Genomic DNA, 18,768 nt, shown 5'->3' on the forward strand with positions numbered 1-18,768 from the left:
CATTGCGCCATTTGTGTAACCGTATACAAACTGCATACGGGAGGATTTTTCATGTCACGAAAATTGCGGCTTGGTGTCATTGGCGCAGGCCTGAAAGCGGCTGAGTATGCGGCAAGCTGGGCCCGCATGCCCGAGATCGAATTTGTCGCGCTTGCCGATACGACCCCTTCATCTCGCCAGCGTCTGATCGACGTATGCATTGCCGCTGGTGCGCCAGCGCCCCGAAGCTTCGATGATTGCCGAGAGATGCTGACGTCTTGCCGGGGCGAGCTTGATATCGTCTATGTCTCCACGCCACATGCGTTTCACGGCGAGCAGGCAACGGCTGTCGCAGAAGCCGGGCTCGATCTCTTCCTTGAAAAGCCGATGGTGACGACGGTAGCGGAAGCCGAACGGCTGATCGCGGCACAGAAGAAGAGCGGTGTGACCATTGTGACCGCTTTCCAGGGCGGTCTCTCTCCCCTGGTGATCGATACGCGTAAGCGGGCACTTGCCAACGAGTTCGGCGATCTGATCGCCATATCGGGGATGATCTGGGAAAGCTGGTCCAGCAACTATGACGGTCACTGGAAGCAGCAGCCGGAGATATCGGGTGGCGGCTTCATGTTCGACACCGGCGCGCATATGATGAACACCGTTTGCCTGCTCGCCAATTCGGATTTCGAGAGTGTGTCGGCCTATATGAATAATCATGGCAAGAAGGTTGACATCGCCACGGCCGTTTCCGCCCGCCTCAAGAACGGCGCGCTGGCGACGCTGACGGCGGCCGGCGAAGGTCCTCCCGGCTGCGCCTCCTACATCACCTTCTTCTATTCAAAAGCGATCGTTCGCATCGACGCCTGGGGCGGCTGGCGGGAGATCAGTGTCGGCCGTACGTCCGAGCCGCGCGAAGAGGCGGAAATTCTCGACAACCCGATGAAAAACTTCCTCGCCATTCGCGCTGGGACGATGGAAAACACCGGCTCCGTTGAAATGGGCCTGCGATTCGCTAGGCTCTGGGATGCAATCAAGGAATCGGCTGCGGCAGACGGGATGCCCGTCAGGATTGCCGCACCATAACGATGGCTGGAATGCTTGGATGAACAAGAGACGGATCACCTCGAAGGAACTGGCAAAGCTCGCCGGGGTGTCGTCCGCCACGATATCACGGGCGTTCTCCCCCGATTCCAGAATCGGCAGCGCGACCCGCGACCGCATCCTGGCGGTCGCTCGCGAGTATGGGTATCAGCCGAACGCGATCGCCCGCTCCCTCAACAATCAGCGATCGCGGTTGGTGGCGCTGGTCGTCAATGCAATCGGAAATCCGTGCGAGGCAGAAGAGCAGCAGCTTCTCGTGCATCGGCTGCAAGCCCGTCAGCTTCTTCCAATCATTCTGTGCTGCGCCGACCACGATGACCGGCTGCAGCTCATGCGGCTTGCCTCCACCTATCAGGTGGATCACGTCGTCGTCTTTTCCGACATGGTATCGATGCAGGATGCAGTCGATATTTTCCACACGACGAAGCCGATCATCGTTTCCTTCGAACCGCTCGACAATGAGAAGGTCTCAAGCATCCGGATAGACGGGTCGGCCGCCGCTGACGAGATTATCGACAAGATTGTCGGCGACGGAAAGAAGCGGTTCGCCTACCTCTCGGGAACGAAGTCGAGCTGGATCGACAAGCTGCGGCGCAAGTGGTTTGTCGATGCGCTGGCCAAACGCGGCCTGACCCTGCAGGCGGAGGCCTTTGGTGACTACAGCTACGATTCCGGCTTTAAGGAGGCCGTTTTGCTTCTCCACCGCGCCAAGGTGGATGCCATCATCTGCGGCAATGACGTGATGGCGATCGGCGCTCGTGATGCGGCCCGGCGCGTGCTCGGCAAGAGCACGCCTGATGATATTGCCATTGTCGGTCAGGATGGGATCGCGATGGCGGCGTGGGACTGCAACGACTTGACGACGCTCAGTCTCGACCATGTCGCCTTCATCGATGCGGTCGTGGAACTCATCGAGCGCCACGATGCCGAACTGGAAGGCCCCCATAGCATTACGCTAACCTGCACGGCGCGATGGGGGTCGACGGCGTAAAGCGTTTAGCGGCCTCTGGACCTACCGAGATCGCGCGCTCACGACGTCTTCGGCCTCTTCGCGGCTCATGCCAAGCACGGTCCTTCCTATGTCGAAGCTGAAACCGTTGCGCGCGAATGCGGCCATCTCCTTGGTTGCGCGCTCCCGATCGGTGTCGGGACGGCGGAACGGCCCGAAGGCGCGCTTGCGTGCAAAGACGACGGCGGCCAGCAAGTCATCCGCTTCATCAAGCGCGGTCGCAATGACCTCTCGATCAACGCCCTTCTGTGACAGCTTTTGAGCAATGCGCCGTTTTGATCTGCCGTTGCGAACGCCAGAGCGCGCGCTGACTTCGGCATAGGTAGCGTCGCTCAGACCACCGTGTTCACAGGCGAAGGTCACGGCCGAGTTCGCAACCGCCTTGAGTTGCATCTCGCTGATATCCTCGAATTTATGTTTCGCTTTCCTGACAATGGCATCGAACAGTTGCCTTTCGGTCATCATCCGCCGCTCAAGCCGATAGATGGTCGAGTTTCTGGCCCAGCTCAGCATACGTGCCGTCGGGATGTCGGATGGCGTTTGATCGTCGCTCACGGTTCAGTCGGATCCTTGGTGCTTACCTGCGAGAGCAGCCAGGCGGTAAATGCCAGGCCAAGCGCATGTTCACGCTTACCGTCGGGTGTCACGACGTAATAGCTGTTTTCTGTCGACATCGGCTGATCGAAGACGATCTGCAGCTTTCCGGAGCTCAATTCTTGCTCGATCAGATAGAGTGGCAGAAGCGCAAACCCCATCGACATTGCAGCGGCTTCGATGATCATCGAGAACTGGTCGAACCGATTACCACGATATGAGGGATCAACGTCGATGTCGCAGTGTTCGAACCACTGTCGCCAAAGTCGCGGGCGAGTGGCCAGATGCAACAAGGGCTTGTGTGCGAGTTCCACCGGACGGGCAACCGGATCCGATTGCAGCAAGGTCGGGCTGGCGACGGGAACGATTTTCTCGTCGCAGAGAAACGTGCAGGTTGCCCGTGCCCAGATCGGTTGGCCGTAGTGAATGGCGAGGTCGAAGCTCTCCTGATCGAAATCGAACAGCTCCGAGCGCGATGCTATGTCAACGAGCGAGCCGGGATGGGCGGCCAGGAAGTCCGGCAGCCTGGGCGTCAGCCAACGACTGCCGAAAGTCGGCAGCGTGGCGACCGAAAGCGTTGCTGTCGCGTCCGCGCCGGATGCCGCGCGGATCATCATCTCTTCCGTTTGATGCAGCAGTCGCCGTGCCTCCGGCAGTAGCCGCTTGCCGGCTTCCGACAGGATCGCCCGCTGCCGAACGCGCTCGAAGAGCAGGACGCCGAGCTGGGTCTCCAAATCCTTGATCTGTCGGCTGATCGCGCTTTGGGTCAGATTAAGTTCGAGAGCTGCCCGCGTGAAGTTGCCGTGGCGAGCGGCAGACTCGAATGACTGCAGCGTGGTCAGGTCGGGCATCAGCTTTCGAGGCAACGTCATTCCAAAACCGCATCATCTCAGCTTCATTTATCGTTATTCATCTACTCCACGCGCGATATGATCGCAATCCAGAATGAACTCTCCATTGGTACTGTGAGATAAAATATGTCGACCAGAAGTTTCGTCTCTTCCTGTGACATCCGCTCTGCATTCTCCGCGGCGATGTCGGCCATGTACCGTACCGAAGTTCCCGCCTACGGTACGCTGATGGACATTGTTGCCAGGGTGAACGCCGCGACGCTTGCCGCCGATCCGGCTCTCAAGCAGAGGCTGGAGGAAACCGACTCGCTCGAGCGCGTCTCCGAAGAGCGCCACGGCGCCATCCGCCTCGGGACTGCTGTCGAACTCGCGATGATGAGACGCGTCTTTGCGGTGATGGGGATGTACCCCGTGGGTTACTATGATCTCAGCGAAGCTGGGGTACCTGTTCACTCCACTGCGTTCCGTCCGGTCGGCGACGAGGCGCTCAAGCGAAATCCGTTCCGTGTCTTCACGTCCCTGCTGCGCCTCGACCTGATTGCCGACGAGAAACTGCGCGCCGAAGCCGAGGCGATCCTGCGGAAGCGTCAGATCTTTACCGCCGGTGCCATCGAACTGACGGAAAAGGCCGAGCGCCAGGGCGGTCTCGATGATGACGATGCCAAGCGCTTCGTCGCGGACGTGCTGGAGACCTTCCGCTGGCATCATCACGCCAATGTCGACCTCGCCATGTATAAGCGTTTGCATGATGCGCACCGGTTGGTTGCCGACGTCGTTTCCTTCAAGGGGCCGCATATCAACCACCTGACGCCGCGTACGCTCGACATCGACGAAGTGCAGCGATTAATGCCGGAGTATGGCATTGCGCCGAAGGCGGTCGTCGAAGGTCCGCCCAGCCGTCGCTGTGCAATCCTGCTGCGGCAGACGTCGTTCAAGGCGCTTGAGGAAGCCGTCTCTTTCAAGGATGCGAGCGGCAGCTGGCAGGAGGGCACGCATACGGCCCGGTTCGGCGAGATCGAAAGCCGCGGCATTGCGCTGACGCCGGAGGGCCGCGCCCTTTACGACAAACTCCTGACGGGTTCGCGCAAGGTCGTGCGCCCGGCCGCGGACGGCTCGAATGCAGCCGCCTATGAGAAGGCGCTTGCCGATGCCTTCGTTCCCTTCCCCGATAGCTGGGCCGAGATCCGCGAACAGGGCCTTGGCTATTTCCGCTACTCGCTGACGGAGAAGGGCGAGAGCGCAATTGCCTCAGCCGATGCCGGCATCGATCAGCTGGTGGCGGACGGTCTCGTCTGCTTCGATCCGATCGTCTACGAGGATTTCCTGCCGGTCAGCGCAGCCGGCATCTTCCAGTCCAACCTCGGCGACGAGGCGGCGCAGGAGTTTGCCGCAAGCCCCAATCAGCAGCGCTTCGAGCGCGACCTCGGCATCCCGGTTCTCAACGAATTCGATCACTACGCCGGTATCGAGGCTCAATCGATCGCCGAATGCCAAGCACGCCTGACCGCTGCCCAAGCGGCCGAGTGAAACGGCGCCATCGACAAGATTCAAACACTTAAACAGAGGGTCGTTACATGACCGTAGCAGCAAGAACAGTGAACGTGACACAGGAAGCCGGTGCCCTTCTCGATAAGATCGGTGTCGACAAGGCGCTTTACACCGGCGGAGACATGGCCTCTTACAGCCCGGTCACGGGTGAGCAACTGGCAGCCCTGAAAACCGACAGCCGCGACGCAGCCACGGCGAAGATCGAGAAGGCCGCTTCAGCGTTCCAGTCCTGGCGCCTTGTTCCTGCGCCCAAGCGCGGCGAGCTCGTCCGCCTGCTGGGCGAGGAGCTGCGTAGCGTCAAGATGGAGCTTGGCCGCCTGGTCTCGATCGAAGCCGGCAAGATCCCGTCCGAAGGTCTCGGAGAGGTCCAGGAAATGATCGACATCTGCGATTTCGCGGTGGGTCTGTCCCGACAGCTCTACGGCCTGACCATCGCAACCGAACGCCCGGGACATCGGATGATGGAAACCTGGCATCCGCTCGGTGTCGTCGGTGTCATCTCTGCCTTCAATTTCCCGGTCGCTGTCTGGGCCTGGAATGCTGCCCTTGCGCTGGTCTGTGGCAACGCGGTGGTGTGGAAGCCTTCCGAGAAGACGCCGCTGACCGCACTTGCCTCGCAGGCCATCCTGCAGCGAGCCATTACGCGTTTCGGCGATGCGCCGGAAGGCTTGAGCGAAGTGCTGATTGGCGATCGCGCCATCGGCGAGGTGCTTGTCGACCATCCGAAGGTGCCAGTCGTTTCGGCGACGGGATCGACGCGCATGGGCCGGGAAGTCGGTCCGCGTCTCGCCCGCCGCTTTGCTCGTTCGATCTTGGAGCTTGGCGGCAACAACGCTGGTATCGTCTGCCCGTCTGCCGATCTCGACATGGCGCTGCGCGCCATCGCCTTCGGCGCCATGGGTACGGCCGGCCAGCGTTGCACGACGCTGCGCCGTCTCTTTGTGCATGAGAGCGTCTACGACCAGCTCGTGCCGCGCCTGAAGAAGGCCTATGCCAATGTCTCTGTCGGCAATCCGCTCGAAAGCACGGCATTGGTCGGCCCGCTGATCGACAAGCTCGCCTTCGATAACATGCAGAAGGCGCTTGGTGAGGCGAAGGTCCATGGCGGTCAAATCAACGGCGGCGAGCGCGTCGCGCTGCCCCACGACAAGGCCTACTATGTGAAGCCGGCCCTCGTGGAAATGCCGTCGCAGCTCGGACCGGTGCTCGAGGAAACCTTCGCGCCGATCCTCTACGTGATGAAATACACCGATTTCGACAAGGTCATCGAAGCGCACAATGCTGTCGGTGCGGGTCTGTCGTCGTCGATCTTTACGCTGGACCTGCGAGAAGCCGAACGCTTCCTGTCGGCCGATGGATCCGATTGCGGCATTGCCAACGTCAATATCGGGACGTCTGGCGCCGAGATCGGTGGTGCATTCGGTGGCGAGAAGGAAACGGGTGGCGGCCGCGAATCCGGTTCCGACGCGTGGAAGGCTTACATGCGCCGCGCCACCAACACGATCAACTACTCCAAGGCGCTGCCGCTCGCGCAGGGCGTCTCCTTCGAGATCGAGTAGGTGCAACCATGACGATCGACGTGAAAATTGAGGAGGCGGGCCTAAAGCCCGCCTCAAGGTTATCCGCTATCGGTGTCTCCCAAATCCTGCAGATTGGCGCGCGCGCGGCAGCCATGAAGCGGGAAGGCAAGCCAGTCATCATCCTGGGCGCCGGCGAACCCGATTTCGAAACACCGGACCATGTCAAGCAGGCTGCCTGGGATGCCATGCAGCGTGGTGATACGAAGTATACGGCGCTCGACGGAACACCGACGCTGAAGGAAGCCATCCGCACCAAGTTTCAGCGCGGGAACAATCTCTCTTTCGAAGTCAGTGAGATAACCGTCGCCACCGGCGCCAAGCAGATCCTGTTCAATGCGATGATGGCGACCGTCGATCCCGGTGATGAGGTCATTATCCCGACGCCGTACTGGACGTCATACTCCGACATTGTTCAGATCTGCGAAGGCAAACCCGTTCTCGTTCCCTGCGATGCAGACAGCGGCTTTCGGCTAACCGCGGAGAAACTCGAAGCGGCGATCACGCCGCGGACGCGCTGGTTGTTGCTGAATTCGCCGTCCAATCCTTCGGGTGCGGCCTATAGCGCCGATGACTATCGACCATTGCTGGACGTGTTACTCAGACACCCACATGTCTGGCTCATGGTGGACGATATGTACGAGCACATCGTCTATGACGATTTCCGCTTCGTCACGCCGTTGCAGTTGGAACCGCGCCTGCGTGAGCGCACGCTGACGATCAACGGCGTGTCCAAGGCCTACGCCATGACCGGCTGGCGTATCGGCTATGCCGGTGGCCCGAAAGTGCTCATTAAGGCGATGGCCGTGGTACAGAGCCAGGCAACGTCCTGCCCGTCCTCGATCAGCCAGGCCGCGGCTGTTGCGGCGCTGAACGGGCCGCAGGATTTTCTCGCGGAGCGGACGGAGAGCTTCAGGCGGCGGCGCGATCTGGTCGTTTCGGGCCTCAACGCGATCGATGGTCTTGATTGCCGCACTCCCGAAGGCGCCTTCTATACCTTCTCCGGATGTGGCGGAATTCTCGGCCGGACGACGCCGGGCGGCCGCAAGATCACGACGGACAGCGAGTTTTGCGCCTACCTTCTTGAAGAGGCCAATGTCGCCGTGGTACCAGGCTCGGCTTTCGGCCTTTCGCCCTTTTTCAGGATCTCCTACGCCTCGGCGGAATCGGATCTCAAGGAAGCACTGGAGCGGATCGCGACGGCGTGCCGTCAGCTTGGTTAAACTGGCAAGGAGGCAGGGAGTTCCGTTGCCTCCATCTTTCGTTTCAAGTGATTTACAGCTTCGATACAAAAACGCCCGGAGATTATCCGGGCGTTCTTATTGGCTACGCTATACCGACACGCTTAGCCGGCGATCTTTTCGCCATAAGCCTTTTGCGCATAGTAGTGGCCGAAGCGGCTGTCCAGGAACGCGTCGAGACCGATGTCTTCCTGCCGTACGAAGCCTTTCGTCGGCAGCTCTTCCTTGGCCAGCATGTCAAGCACGGCGCAGATGCTCGATGCGGTGGTGATCTGGATGGCGCTCATCATGCGACCTGCAACGACAGCGCTGTAGACCTTGTTGGCGTAGGTCTCCTGCACAAGTCGACCATTCTTCCAGCCGGAAACCGTCACGAAGATGATCACGACGTCCTGCATCGTCGAGGGTAGCGCGTGCTCCAGAATATCCTTCAGCACTTCGCGGCGGTGGCGCAGGCCAAGATCGCTGAGCAGCGCCTTCATGATGGCCGCATGACCGGGATAGCGGATGGTGCGGTAGTTCAGGGTCCGCACCTTGCCCTTCAGCGTTTCGCACAGGGTGCCGAGGCCGCCGGATGTGTTGAAGGCCTCGTAGGTCACACCATCAAGGGAGAACTCTTCCCGCTCTTCCAGAGCCGGAACTTCGATCAGTTGTCCGTCGACAATGGCCTCGCAGGGCTCGATGTACTCGTTGATAACGCCATCGGTGCTCCAGGTCAGATTGTAGTTCAAGGCATTCGAGGGATACTGCGGGAGGGCACCAACGCGCATGCGGACGCTGTCGAGCGTGTCGAAGCGGCTGGCGAGATCGTTTGCAACGATCGAGATGAAGCCCGGAGCCAGGCCGCACTGCGGAATGAAGGCGGTTGACGCGCTGGCCGCAATCGCCTTGACCCGGCGCGTGGATTCGACGTCCTCCGTCAGATCGAGGTAGTGCACGCCCGCCTCGGCGGCGGCCTCGGCAATTGCGATCGTCAGATGGAACGGTGCGGCACTCAGGACGGCAAACTTGCCGGAGAGAAGTTTGACCAGCGAAGCGTGGTCGGCAATGTCGACTTCAGCAAGCCTGAGCGCGGAATTCGCCTCCATGTGATCCAGCTGCTGCTTGCTGCGGTCGGCCAGCGTGACGTGGTAGTCGCCGGAATGGATGAGAAGACGGGCGATCGTCGAGCCGATCTTGCCGGCGCCAATGACGACGATGTTTTTCATATGCGTTCCCTCTACTGGATCAAGAAATCTTTATGCCTTCTTTATTCCTGTCTGTTTGGTTGATTCACAGCGCGAGAATGATAAAATCGACTAGATTTTTTTGGCGTATCGCCGGTGGGATTAATCAATATGACGATGAGTGATAAGGATCGGCAACTTCTGTCGATTCTCAGCGAGAATGCCCGTATGCCAACCGCCGTGCTAGCGCGCAGGCTTGGCTTGTCGCGCACCACGGTGCAGGCGAAAATCGAGCGCCTGGAACGGGACGGCGTTATTGCGGGCTATGGCGTGCGGCTATCGGATGATTTCGAGGGCGGCCAGATAAAGGCGCATGTGCTCATCACCTTGGCGGCCAAGGCACTCGGGCGCGTTACGCAAGAACTGCAGTCGATTGCGCATGTCCGTTCCGTCCATTCGGTGAGCGGCAGCTTTGATATGATCGCGATCGTTGCGGCGGCATCGATCAGCGAACTCGACATGGTCATCGACAAAATTGGCGATATCGATGGCGTCGAGAAAACGCTCTCGTCGATCATCTTGTCGACGCGTATCAATCGCTAGCGTCTTTAAGTTTTGCGCGCCTATCTTGCGTAATGGAAACTCGATCGCCGTCGCGCCCGCCGCCATACGCGGGCTCAAGACGCTGGATTGGATCCAACTGATAGGTCCATCCTGTGAACGTGAGTGGAGGCTATCGTGAGGCTGGGCGCTATCCGGACGAGGAGTGGAATAGCGGCCTGACGACGATCTTGCTGGTAAAGCCGCTGTGGCGCCTCGACAGTCAGGTCCCTTGACGTCCGCATGTCGGACCCACCGCTAGGCGCGATAGAGGACAGCTGCACCGGTAAGTCCGGCGCCAGCCGCCGCAAGAAGGAGGGTTTCACCATTCTGAAGAGGTCGATTGGCGGCATCCAGCGATAAGGAGAGCGGGATCGTTGCGGCCGAAGAGTTCCCAAATCGGTCAAGCGAACAGACGGTCCGTTCGGCTTCTATCCCGAGGTTGGCTGCGACCGCCTGAAATATCCGGACATTAGCCTGGTGCGGCACGAAGCGAGTGATTTCGCCAGCGTCTACGGCGGCTCTATCGAGCGCCCTTTGTGACGCGGAACTCATCATTTCGACCGCCCGCGAAAACACCTCGCGTCCATCCCGCATTGTCATGAGAAACTCGTCGGCGGCCATGCTGGGGGCGAAAGGCCTGTTGCTGCCGCCGGCTGGGATCGAAATCAGGTCGTAGCCGCTCCCATCCGAACATAGGTCAGCGCCAAGAACCCCGGCGGCGGGATCACTTGATGGTGTCAACACGACCGCCCCCGCCGCATCCGCAAACAGAACGCAGCTGGCGCGTTCTGCGGGGTTGATGCGCCGGCTGAGGATATTGGCGGCGATGACAAGAACGGCCCTGCCCTGTGCGCGCACGAAGGCGTCTGCGAGCGTCAGTGCGTACAGGAAGCCGGAACAGGCGCCGGCAAGGTCGATTGCGCCGGAGTGCTCTAGTCCGAGCCTGTGCGCCACGAGCGGCGCTGTTGGTGGCAGCAGGTGATCCGGTGTGGAGGTTGCCAGCAGCGTCAAGCCGATCTCAGAACGGCTGATCCCGGCATTGTCGAGCGCCATGGCTCCTGCTTCTGCGGCAAGGCCGCTCAGGGTGTCGCCCTCTTCGACCCAGTAGCGAGTGCGAATGCCCGTGCGGCGCTCGATCCAGCCGGTTTCCAGTCCGAGGGATTGTTCGATTTCGGCGTTTTCGACGCAGCGGCCGGGGACCCTGTGCCCGAAGCCTGCCATGCGCGCGGAGCGGACGTTCCTCATGCCGGAGTTCCGATCAAGACGCTTGCCGCCTCGTCGATCGCATCATAGAGGCGGTCGCTCTCGGCTTCCGATACGCAGTAGGGCGGCATGAGATAGATGACATTTCCAAGCGGGCGGATGAGAAGCTGACGCTCTCGGAAGAAGGCGCGCAACCGCGGTCCTATGTCGGCTAAATATCCGTCTGAGGGAACAGCCATGTCCAGAGCGGCAATGGTTCCGGACTGACGCACATTCCTGAAGCGCCGATCTTCGGCAAAGCGAGCTAGCCGCGTCCCTTGCAGGGCAACAAGGCGATCGATGCGTGCCTGAACCGGCTCCTGCGACCAGATCTTCAAATTCGCGACCGCAGCCGCACAGGCGATCGGATTGGCGGTGTAGGAGCTCGAGTGGAAGAAGGTCTTGCGGCGGTCGGTCGAAAGATGCGCATCAAAGATCTCGCTTGTGCAAAGTGTTGCGGCAAGCGGCAAAGTGCCCCCGGTCAATCCCTTCGATGTGCAGAGGATGTCGGGACAAATGCCCGCCTGTTCGGAGGCAAAAAGTGTGCCCGTCCTGCCCCAGCCGGTCATCACCTCGTCGGCGATCAGGAGCACGCCGTGGGATTGGGCGATCTTGCTGAGTTCGCCAAGCAGCGAGGGCTCGTACATCTTCATGCCACCGGCGCCAAGCACCAGCGGCTCGATCAATAGTGCCGCAACACGGCCGGAGCGGCAGGTGAGCTCGAAGGCGTCAAGCGTGCTCTGCTCCGTACCTGGCTCTGGAAAGGCAAGCCGGTCGACGCCAAACAGCAAGGGTTCATAGGCCGCATTGAAGACGCCCCTTTCGCCGACGGACATGGTGCCGATCGTGTCGCCATGATAGCCATGCTCCATGACGACGATCCGGTCGCGACGTCGCCCGGTGTTGTGGAAGAAACCGAGCGCCATTTTCAGCGCGACTTCGACGGCCGTCGAGCCACTGTCGGAATAAAAGACGTGCTCAAGCCCTGCCGGGCTTACGGCGATCAGTCCACGAGCAAGATCCTCCGCCGGGGCGTGAGTGTATTCGGCAAAGATGATTTGGTCATAGCACTCCGTTGCCGTTCGGATAGCCTCCATGATTGTCGGGTGCCGATGGCCGTGGGTGACCACCCACCACGAAGAGATGGCATCAAGAATGCGGTTGCCGGCCTCGTCGATGAGATAGGCACCTTCGGTCCCCACGACCTTCTTCATCGTTGGCTCAAGGGCATGCTGCGTGAATGGATGCCATACGGGGGAGCGTGTCATGACTTCGGGCTCCGAAACATCGCGACGTCGAAACCGCGATGAAAGGCCGCCATCAGTCGGTCGTGGGTAAGCGGGCTTGTTGGCTCCAGGCGACCCAGCGCGCGCGCTCCGCTCATGTGGACAATGATCTTCTGCGTCTCGATGTTCTCTTCGCCCACAAAGGCAATGCCGAAGATGGAAACCGAACGTCGCTGCAGTGCTTCCACCGACATCAGCGTATGATTGATGGTGCCGAGCGAGGTTCTGGCGCACAGGATGACCGATGCCTGCCATCGGGCGAAAACGTCGGCAAAAAGGATGTCTGATGTCAGCGGGACGAGAACGCCGCCGGCGCCTTCGATGACAAGCGGGCCGGAGGGCGTCGGCGGCACAAGTGCGTCCGGATCTATCCTCACGTCGTCGAGCGCTGCCGCGTGATGCGGGGATGCAGGCGTCTTCAGCCGATAGGCCTCAGGGACAATCCGGTCGGGTGATACGCTGCCCAATCGGGCGACGATTTCAGCATCCGTCTCCTCGTTGAGCCCCGCCTGAACAGGTTTCCAGTAGTGTGCCCCGAGCGCAGCTGTCAAAGCGGCTGAGAAGACCGTCTTGCCGATACCCGTATCGGTGCCGGTGACGACGAAGCGCTGCGTCATTGCGGCTCCTCCCGCAGGGTGATGGCGAGGTGCTCGAACAATCGGGAGACGGTCGTTTCATCGACGTTCAAGGTGATGGAGATGCGCAACCGCGCCGTGCCTTCGGGCACGGTTGGTGGACGGATGGGCCTGACGTCGAAGCCCTCGCTGCGCAAGCGCTCGGCGATGAGCACCGCGCGACGATTGTCGCCGATCACAACGGGCAGAATCTGCGATTTGCTCGCGTGTATCCCGGTTGCCGCTTCCAGCTCGCGACTGGCGAAAGATACGAGTCCGGCAAGCTTGTCGCGCCGCTCGGGCTCATCGGCGAGGATCCTCAACGCCTCTCGCACCGTCGCAGCCATGAGCGGAGATGGTGCTGTCGAATAGATGAAATTCCGGGCGCGGTTGATAAGGAAATCGCAGATGATTGCCGGTCCAAGGATGAGTGCGCCTGATGCGCCAAGCGCCTTGCCGCAGGTATGCAGGGTAATGCAGTTTTCTGGATGAACGAGACCTTCCGACAGACCGCGCCCGCCCTGGCCGTAGATGCCCGTCGCGTGCGCCTCGTCGATGATAAGAAAACCATCATGCTGCGTTGCAAGATCCATCAGCGCGCGAAGCGGGGCGCGGTCGCCGTCCATGGAATAGAGGCTTTCGACGGCGATCCACGGGCGCCCAGTGCCGCCGGCACGACGCCATGTGCGGATCGCATCGGCGACTGCGTCCACGTCGTTGTGTGTGGTTGCGACCGACGGTGCGCGACTTTTCGAGACCCCCTCATGGGCGCTGGCATGGATCAGCGCGTCGTACACGATGATGTCGTCGCGCTGCGGCAAGGTCGAAAACAGCGCCACATTGGCGGCATAGCCACTGCCGAAGTAGAGAGCCCGCGCCGCTCCGAAATAAGCGGCTGCCTCCTGCTCCAGCGCCTCATGCTCGGGATGATTGCCGCGAAGCAGCCGCGAGCCCCCTGCCCCGACCGGCACGCCGCGATCCATTGCGTCGCGAAGCGCGTCCTTGAGCCGCATTGAATCGGCCAGGCCGAGATAGTCGTTCGAGGTGAAATCGGTGCCGGATAGCGCGACGAGGCTCCGGCTCCTCCCCTTGCGATCGAGGCCGGCGAGCTTGCGCTCATAGACCGCAAGGCTGGCGGTGGTCATTCCGCTCGCTCCAGTTGCTCGGCCTTCAGCCCCAGGCGACGAAAGAGTGCCGCATCCTGATCCTCGCCGGGATTGTCCGCGGTCAGCAGGGTCTCGCCCACGAAGATCGAGTTGGCGCCCGCAAAGAAACAGAGCGCCTGGGTCTCGTCCGACATGTCCGTCCGACCTGCGGACAGGCGCACATAGGACGTGGGCATCAGAATGCGTGCCAGTGCGACGGTGCGAACGAAATCGATCGGATCGATCGGCTGAGCATTGGCGAGCCTCGAGCCGGCGATCGGAATCAGCATGTTGATCGGCACGCTCTCGGGGGGCGTCGGCAGGTTTGCAAGCGTGACAAGCATCGAGATGCGATCTTCGGCCGTCTCGCCCATGCCGAGAATACCGCCGGCGCAAACCTTGATGCCCGCTTCACGGACATTGGCGAGGGTCTCCAACCGATCGGCAAAGCTGCGGGTCGTGATGATCTCGCTATAGAAGCGCTCGGAGGTATCGATGTTGTGATTATAGTAGTCGAGGCCGGCGTCGGCGAGCCTGGCGGATTGCTGCGGCGTCAGCATCCCAAGCGTCATACAGGTCTCCATCCCCAGTGCGCGGACGCCCGCGACCATCGCGACAATCGCATCCATGTCGCGGTCCTTGGGGCTGCGCCAGGCGGCACCCATGCAGTATCGCGTGGCGCCCGCGTCCCTGGCTTTTCGTGCTTCGGTGAGAACGCGCTCGACTTCCATCAGTTTTGAAGCCTTGAGCCCGGTCGGATAGTGGGCGGACTGGCTGCAATAGCCACAATCTTCGGCGCATCCGCCGGTCTTGACCGAGAGGAGGCGGCTCATCTGCACCGCGTTCGGGTCGAAATTGGCGCGGTGGACGCCGTGAGCACGATGGAGAAGGTCGTTGAAGGGCAAATTATAGATAATCTGAGCTTCTGAGTCGGTTGCGAAGTCTAAGGGAGCGCTGCTGCCTTTGATTTCCTGCGTCGAATTCGCTGAGGGGGACTGCATTGGTTCAAAATCCTCTCGTCATGAAGCTTCGATTCGTAGATAGAAGATATTTTTATCTATAATTGTCTGAAACGGTATTAGGCAAGCGTGTTTTTCTGCTCATCCCTAATGACGGCAGTTGGCCGCAAAGCAGGCGCTCGTTCGGGCCTGCATCATCAGGACGTCTGGCCCTGGCTACCGCAACAGCCGGGATCAGGCGCGCCTGCCAGGAGCGAGCATGCCGTGACTGGCGGTAAGGGTGCCGCAGGACGGTCGGCTGAGCTCATCCATTTCGGGCGTTGCAGGCGGAGCAGTGTGACACCATTGGACCGGGTGTAAACCACGTCGGGCTTTCCGGTCGTCGACACTAGCCGACGATCGCAAACCGCTCGCGGGAGGCATGCTGCAGTCGCCGCGGCGGTCCCCCGATCCATTGCACGTGCCGCTCCAACGCTGTCACGGCATTTTCGACCTTGCCGGCACGAAGAAATGTGAGAATGGTGCGATGATCGTTGTCGACCCGCGGCTCCCAGTCCGTCAGCCAGGTGGCGAACAGAAATCGAGCGCTCGCGGCATGGAGGTCGTCAATGGCGGAGAGCAAGCGCGGCATACCGCAAGGCTCGAGGATGAGCCGGTGGAATCTGCGATTGGCCTCTTCCCAGGTGCGGACATCGCGCGCATTGTCGCCGTCGATCGTCGCCTGTTCGGCTTGATCGAGACGTGACGGCGTGAGGTGTTCGGCCGAGTGGCGCAGTGCAAGACCTTCGAGGGCGGCGCGCATCTTCGCAACCTCCTGCACCTCCTTGAGATCGAAGGAGGCAACACGAACGCCGCGGCGCGGTTCGCTGACGGCGAGGCCTTGCGCTTCCAGGCGGCGCAAAGCCTCGCGCACGGGGACGTGCGACGATCCGAACTCCTCGGCGATATGGTCCTGCTTGAGCTTGGAGCCGGGCGGCAGGGCGCCTGTCACGATGCGCTCTGCGAGCGCGCGACTTATACGGCCGGCTATCGTGTCGTCGTTATGAATAGTCATATTTTAGAGATAGTTCCTGCGCTCGACGCTGTCGAGGTGCGTGCCACGCGTGGCTGTGGATTTGTCTGCGGCATCTATCCGGGAAGACGATGGATCATGACAATCTGGCCGGCAGCATCCTTGGCGGATGTTGGCGGCGTTGCGAAGCGGATTCAGGCCTCTCGCGGAGGGGGATTGCACGTATCCTGCGTGGCCGATTGCTCAGCATCGCGGCGGCGATGGTCTTAGAAGCAGCTTTCCAGACATTGAACCGGGGCTCAAGCGTCATTTCGTTTCCAGTCGCGATGAGGCATGTCTAGTGGTAGTCGGTATAGGCATCCGCCTTGGTGATATACCATGCAATCGTTGGGTCGGCCTGCGCGAGGCAGTGAGCGGATCTCGGCGCCTTGGGTTGGTTGCGCGGTTTGTGATCGCCATCTGCTTGAAGCCGGATAGCGGGCTCGGCAGAAGCTGTTTGCTGATGATCTCAGTTTACATCGATGCCGTTGGGTTGAGCCGGCGTCGCGTGCGAAGGCGGTGCAGCCGTGGGCCTCCTATGCCCCGGAACGTCTGAAAGGGATCCGCAATTTCACGTAGGCCGGGCGCCGAATTTGAGGCGCATGCGCAAGCTGCTTTTGGCGAATACTGGCAGTCATCGTGATCCTTTGATGGGGCGCTTTTCCTGGCAGGGGCCTCTGGCGCTCAGGCAGACCAGCGCAAGATGTTCGGCGCATAGGCCACGGCATACGATCACCGGGAATGCCTGGGGCATTTCGTTCGCCTGCCGCCAGTGAGGTCGGCAGTGGGAAGCACCGTTTCGTAGGAGTGCATTGGCGAGGCCTCAAGGTAGGGTGAGGCCGTGGCATCGTCGTTGGTTACGGCTGGTGTCGGATGGGCTTGGTACGCTCATTGGTGGCGAGACGGGCGGCTGTCATTGTGCAGTTGGACAGAGTTCCCCGCGGGGAACATTTGGGGAGCCATCGGTCCTGTGCTGCCGTTGAAAGGGGCGCAGGTTCGCCCGATAGCCCGCCACGCTAGGTCTTTGCTGGCTGTTGATTTCGCAGATAGCCGGCAGAATGCGGTTGACAAATCACTGTCTCGTCGCGGATTCTATCAATAGTTCACGATGCAGGATCGTTCGCAGGAGGCGAAAGCGGTTCATTTCTGGACCCGATGCCCCCGCAAGGCCCTTTGGCTGCATTTTTCCAGTCTCTGCCGCCGGTCAAAGCCATAAGGCCTAGCGGAAGCGAATACGGCATTAATTGCCGTAAGCGAAAATAGGCATGGTTAACCAATGGGTTAGTCGACGTAAATGCAACCTCGTCAGCAGACGCTTCGGAAGCGATCGACGCACGTCGAAAGCACTTTTTCTCCCGGCTGTTTCCACCAGTTCCCCGCCGAAAAGATCTCCACTTCCTGCGGACCGCGATAGCCGGCCGTTTCGAGGGCGCGGCGGATTCCCTTGAGGTCTATGACACCATCTCCCATCATCCCGCGGTCGAGTAAAAGATCCGTTGTCGGAACCAGCCAGTCGCAGATGTGGTGTGCCAGGATGCGGCCCGACGCGCCGGCGCGCGCGATCTGCTGCTCAAGTTTCGGATCCCACCAAACATGGTAGACGTCGATGGCAACACCGACGCCGTCGCCAAGTAGGTCGCAGATATCGAGCGCCTGCTCGAGCGTATTCACGCAGGCGCGATCGGCGGCATACATCGGATGCAGCGGTTCGATCGCAAGCGGTATGCCGGCGGCGCGCGCATGCGGCAGGATTGCGGCGATACCATCGGCCACCATTTCGCGCGCGTGCGCGATATCTCGGGATCCTGCAGGCAGGCCGCCAACGACCAGGACGAGGCAGTCCGCGTTGAGAGCGGCAGCCTCATCGATGGCCTTTCTGTTGTCGTCGATTGCTGCGGCGCGTGCCGCAGCGTCGGCCGCGGGGAACATGCCGCCGCGGCAAAGGCCTGTCACCTGCAACTTGTTGTCGGCCACGATGCGGGCGGCTTCCGAGAGGCCGATGGCGTGAACCTGATCGCGCCACGGGGCGATTGCAAGGATATCCTGCTTGAGGCAGGCTTCGATAGCCTGTCTCAGGTTATACTGCTCCCGAACGGTCGCGAGATTGATCGAAAGGCCGTCGACTGCCATGCGTGTTTCTCCCTCACCTCGCCGGTGCGAAGTGGATGCCGAGGTGTCTCAAATCCCTGCTGTGGCGAGGATTGTTTTCATTCTGTCGGTGGCGAGATCCGGGTCGCGCAGGACGCGAGCCTGGTCGGCAAGGCGGAAGAGTTCCGCAAGATGCACCACCGAGCGCGCGCTCTGTTGCCCGCCGAGCATCTGGAAGTGGTTCTGGAAGCCATTGAGATATGCAAGGAAAACGACGCCCGTCTTATAGAACCGCGTCGGCGCCTTGAAGATATGGCGCGATAGCGGCACGGTCGGCGCCAGGATATCATGGAAGCCAGTAAGATCGTCTTTCGCAAGCTTTTGTAGGGCTGCGCTCGCCGCAGGTGCGACGGCATCGAAAATGCCGAGCAGCGCGTGTGAGTACCCCTGTTCGTCCCCGGCGATAAGCTCGGCGTAGTTGAAGTCGTCTCCGGTGTACATCTTGACCGCCGGGTCGAGCCTCCGGCGCATGACGATCTCCTTTTCCGCTGAAAGCAGTGAAATCTTTACGCCATCGACCTTGCTTGCATGATCATTGATGATGGCGACCGCCGTTTCCATGGCCTGCATATCATTGCGCGAGCCCCAATAGCCGGCGAGCGCAGGATCGAACATGTCGCCGAGCCAATGGATGATCACTGGCTGGGGAACCTGCCT

General features: G+C 60.7%; 16 protein-coding genes and 1 pseudogene. 6 read left to right on the top strand and 11 right to left on the bottom strand.

Annotated features, from left to right (window positions below; genetic code table 11):
- Positions 1-51 precede the first annotated feature (51 nt).
- On the top strand, positions 52-1,059 hold the full coding sequence (locus PMI09_RS23860) for a Gfo/Idh/MocA family protein (RefSeq protein ID WP_007800498.1): 1,008 nt from the start codon (positions 52-54) through the stop codon (positions 1,057-1,059).
- Positions 1,060-1,078: 19 nt separating this feature from the next.
- Positions 1,079-2,068, top strand: coding sequence for a LacI family DNA-binding transcriptional regulator (locus tag PMI09_RS23865; protein WP_007800500.1), 990 nt, complete (start codon positions 1,079-1,081; stop codon positions 2,066-2,068).
- Between the two features lie 21 nt (positions 2,069-2,089).
- Here the strand turns inward: PMI09_RS23865 and recX are convergent, their stop codons facing one another.
- Together recX and PMI09_RS23875 are read right to left on the bottom strand one after the other, a co-directional pair.
- Positions 2,090-2,641, bottom strand: a complete 552-nt coding sequence (gene recX / locus PMI09_RS23870; protein WP_007800502.1) for a recombination regulator RecX — start codon at positions 2,639-2,641, stop codon at positions 2,090-2,092.
- Positions 2,638-3,552 (bottom strand): LysR family transcriptional regulator, encoded by a 915-nt coding sequence (locus PMI09_RS23875; protein WP_007800504.1) that lies wholly within the window; start codon positions 3,550-3,552, stop codon positions 2,638-2,640. Before PMI09_RS23875 ends, recX begins: the two co-directional genes overlap by 4 nt.
- 105 nt (positions 3,553-3,657) lie before the next feature.
- On the opposite strand from PMI09_RS23875, the gene hglS reads away from it, so the two are divergent.
- The 3 genes from hglS to PMI09_RS23890 are packed head-to-tail and all read left to right on the top strand — an operon-like array spanning position 3,658 to position 7,879.
- The gene (gene hglS / locus PMI09_RS23880; protein WP_007800506.1) at positions 3,658-5,058 is read left to right on the top strand and encodes a 2-oxoadipate dioxygenase/decarboxylase HglS; all 1,401 of its coding nucleotides are present in this window, start codon (positions 3,658-3,660) and stop codon (positions 5,056-5,058) included.
- 47 nt (positions 5,059-5,105) lie between these two features.
- Positions 5,106-6,638, top strand: a complete 1,533-nt coding sequence (amaB, locus tag PMI09_RS23885) for an L-piperidine-6-carboxylate dehydrogenase (protein WP_007800508.1) — start codon at positions 5,106-5,108, stop codon at positions 6,636-6,638.
- Positions 6,639-6,646: 8 nt separating this feature from the next.
- Entirely contained in the window at positions 6,647-7,879 is a 1,233-nt protein-coding gene (locus PMI09_RS23890) for a pyridoxal phosphate-dependent aminotransferase (RefSeq protein ID WP_007800510.1), read from the top strand.
- A 122-nt stretch (positions 7,880-8,001) separates the two neighbouring features.
- Here PMI09_RS23890 and PMI09_RS23895 read toward each other — a convergent pair whose 3' ends face one another.
- The gene (locus PMI09_RS23895) at positions 8,002-9,105 is read right to left on the bottom strand and encodes a saccharopine dehydrogenase family protein (protein ID WP_007800512.1); all 1,104 of its coding nucleotides are present in this window, start codon (positions 9,103-9,105) and stop codon (positions 8,002-8,004) included.
- Between the two features lie 129 nt (positions 9,106-9,234).
- Here PMI09_RS23895 and PMI09_RS23900 point away from each other — a divergent pair, with 129 nt between their 5' ends.
- Complete coding sequence (locus PMI09_RS23900) at positions 9,235-9,666, top strand: Lrp/AsnC family transcriptional regulator (RefSeq protein ID WP_007800514.1); 432 nt, start codon at positions 9,235-9,237, stop codon at positions 9,664-9,666.
- A 255-nt stretch (positions 9,667-9,921) separates the two neighbouring features.
- On the opposite strand, the gene PMI09_RS23905 is transcribed toward PMI09_RS23900, so the two are convergent.
- The 8 genes and pseudogenes from PMI09_RS23905 to PMI09_RS23945 form a co-directional block, all read right to left on the bottom strand.
- Entirely contained in the window at positions 9,922-10,911 is a 990-nt protein-coding gene (locus PMI09_RS23905; protein WP_007800516.1) for a beta-ketoacyl-ACP synthase III, read from the bottom strand.
- Complete coding sequence (locus tag PMI09_RS23910) at positions 10,908-12,176, bottom strand: adenosylmethionine--8-amino-7-oxononanoate transaminase (RefSeq protein WP_007800517.1); 1,269 nt, start codon at positions 12,174-12,176, stop codon at positions 10,908-10,910. The genes PMI09_RS23905 and PMI09_RS23910 overlap by 4 nt, the downstream gene beginning before the upstream one ends.
- Complete coding sequence (bioD, locus tag PMI09_RS23915; protein WP_007800520.1) at positions 12,173-12,811, bottom strand: dethiobiotin synthase; 639 nt, start codon at positions 12,809-12,811, stop codon at positions 12,173-12,175. Before bioD ends, PMI09_RS23910 begins: the two co-directional genes overlap by 4 nt.
- Positions 12,808-13,953, bottom strand: a complete 1,146-nt coding sequence (locus PMI09_RS23920) for an 8-amino-7-oxononanoate synthase (protein WP_007800522.1) — start codon at positions 13,951-13,953, stop codon at positions 12,808-12,810. Before PMI09_RS23920 ends, bioD begins: the two co-directional genes overlap by 4 nt.
- Positions 13,950-14,879, bottom strand: a pseudogene (gene bioB, locus PMI09_RS23925) (biotin synthase BioB); the annotation flags it as partial. The pseudogene bioB and the gene PMI09_RS23920, both read right to left, overlap by 4 nt.
- 421 nt (positions 14,880-15,300) lie before the next feature.
- On the bottom strand, positions 15,301-15,966 hold the full coding sequence (locus tag PMI09_RS23930; protein ID WP_007800526.1) for a GntR family transcriptional regulator: 666 nt from the start codon (positions 15,964-15,966) through the stop codon (positions 15,301-15,303).
- 1,302 nt (positions 15,967-17,268) lie between these two features.
- Positions 17,269-18,093: a sugar phosphate isomerase/epimerase family protein gene (locus PMI09_RS23940; RefSeq protein WP_007800528.1), complete on the bottom strand. Its 825-nt coding sequence runs from the start codon at positions 18,091-18,093 to the stop codon at positions 17,269-17,271.
- Between the two features lie 48 nt (positions 18,094-18,141).
- The coding region (locus tag PMI09_RS23945; RefSeq protein WP_007800530.1) for a DUF993 family protein at positions 18,142-18,768 on the bottom strand (627 nt) is incomplete at its 5' end.

The organism is Rhizobium sp. CF122 (assembly GCF_000282035.1).
Lineage (GTDB): Bacteria > Pseudomonadota > Alphaproteobacteria > Rhizobiales > Rhizobiaceae > Rhizobium.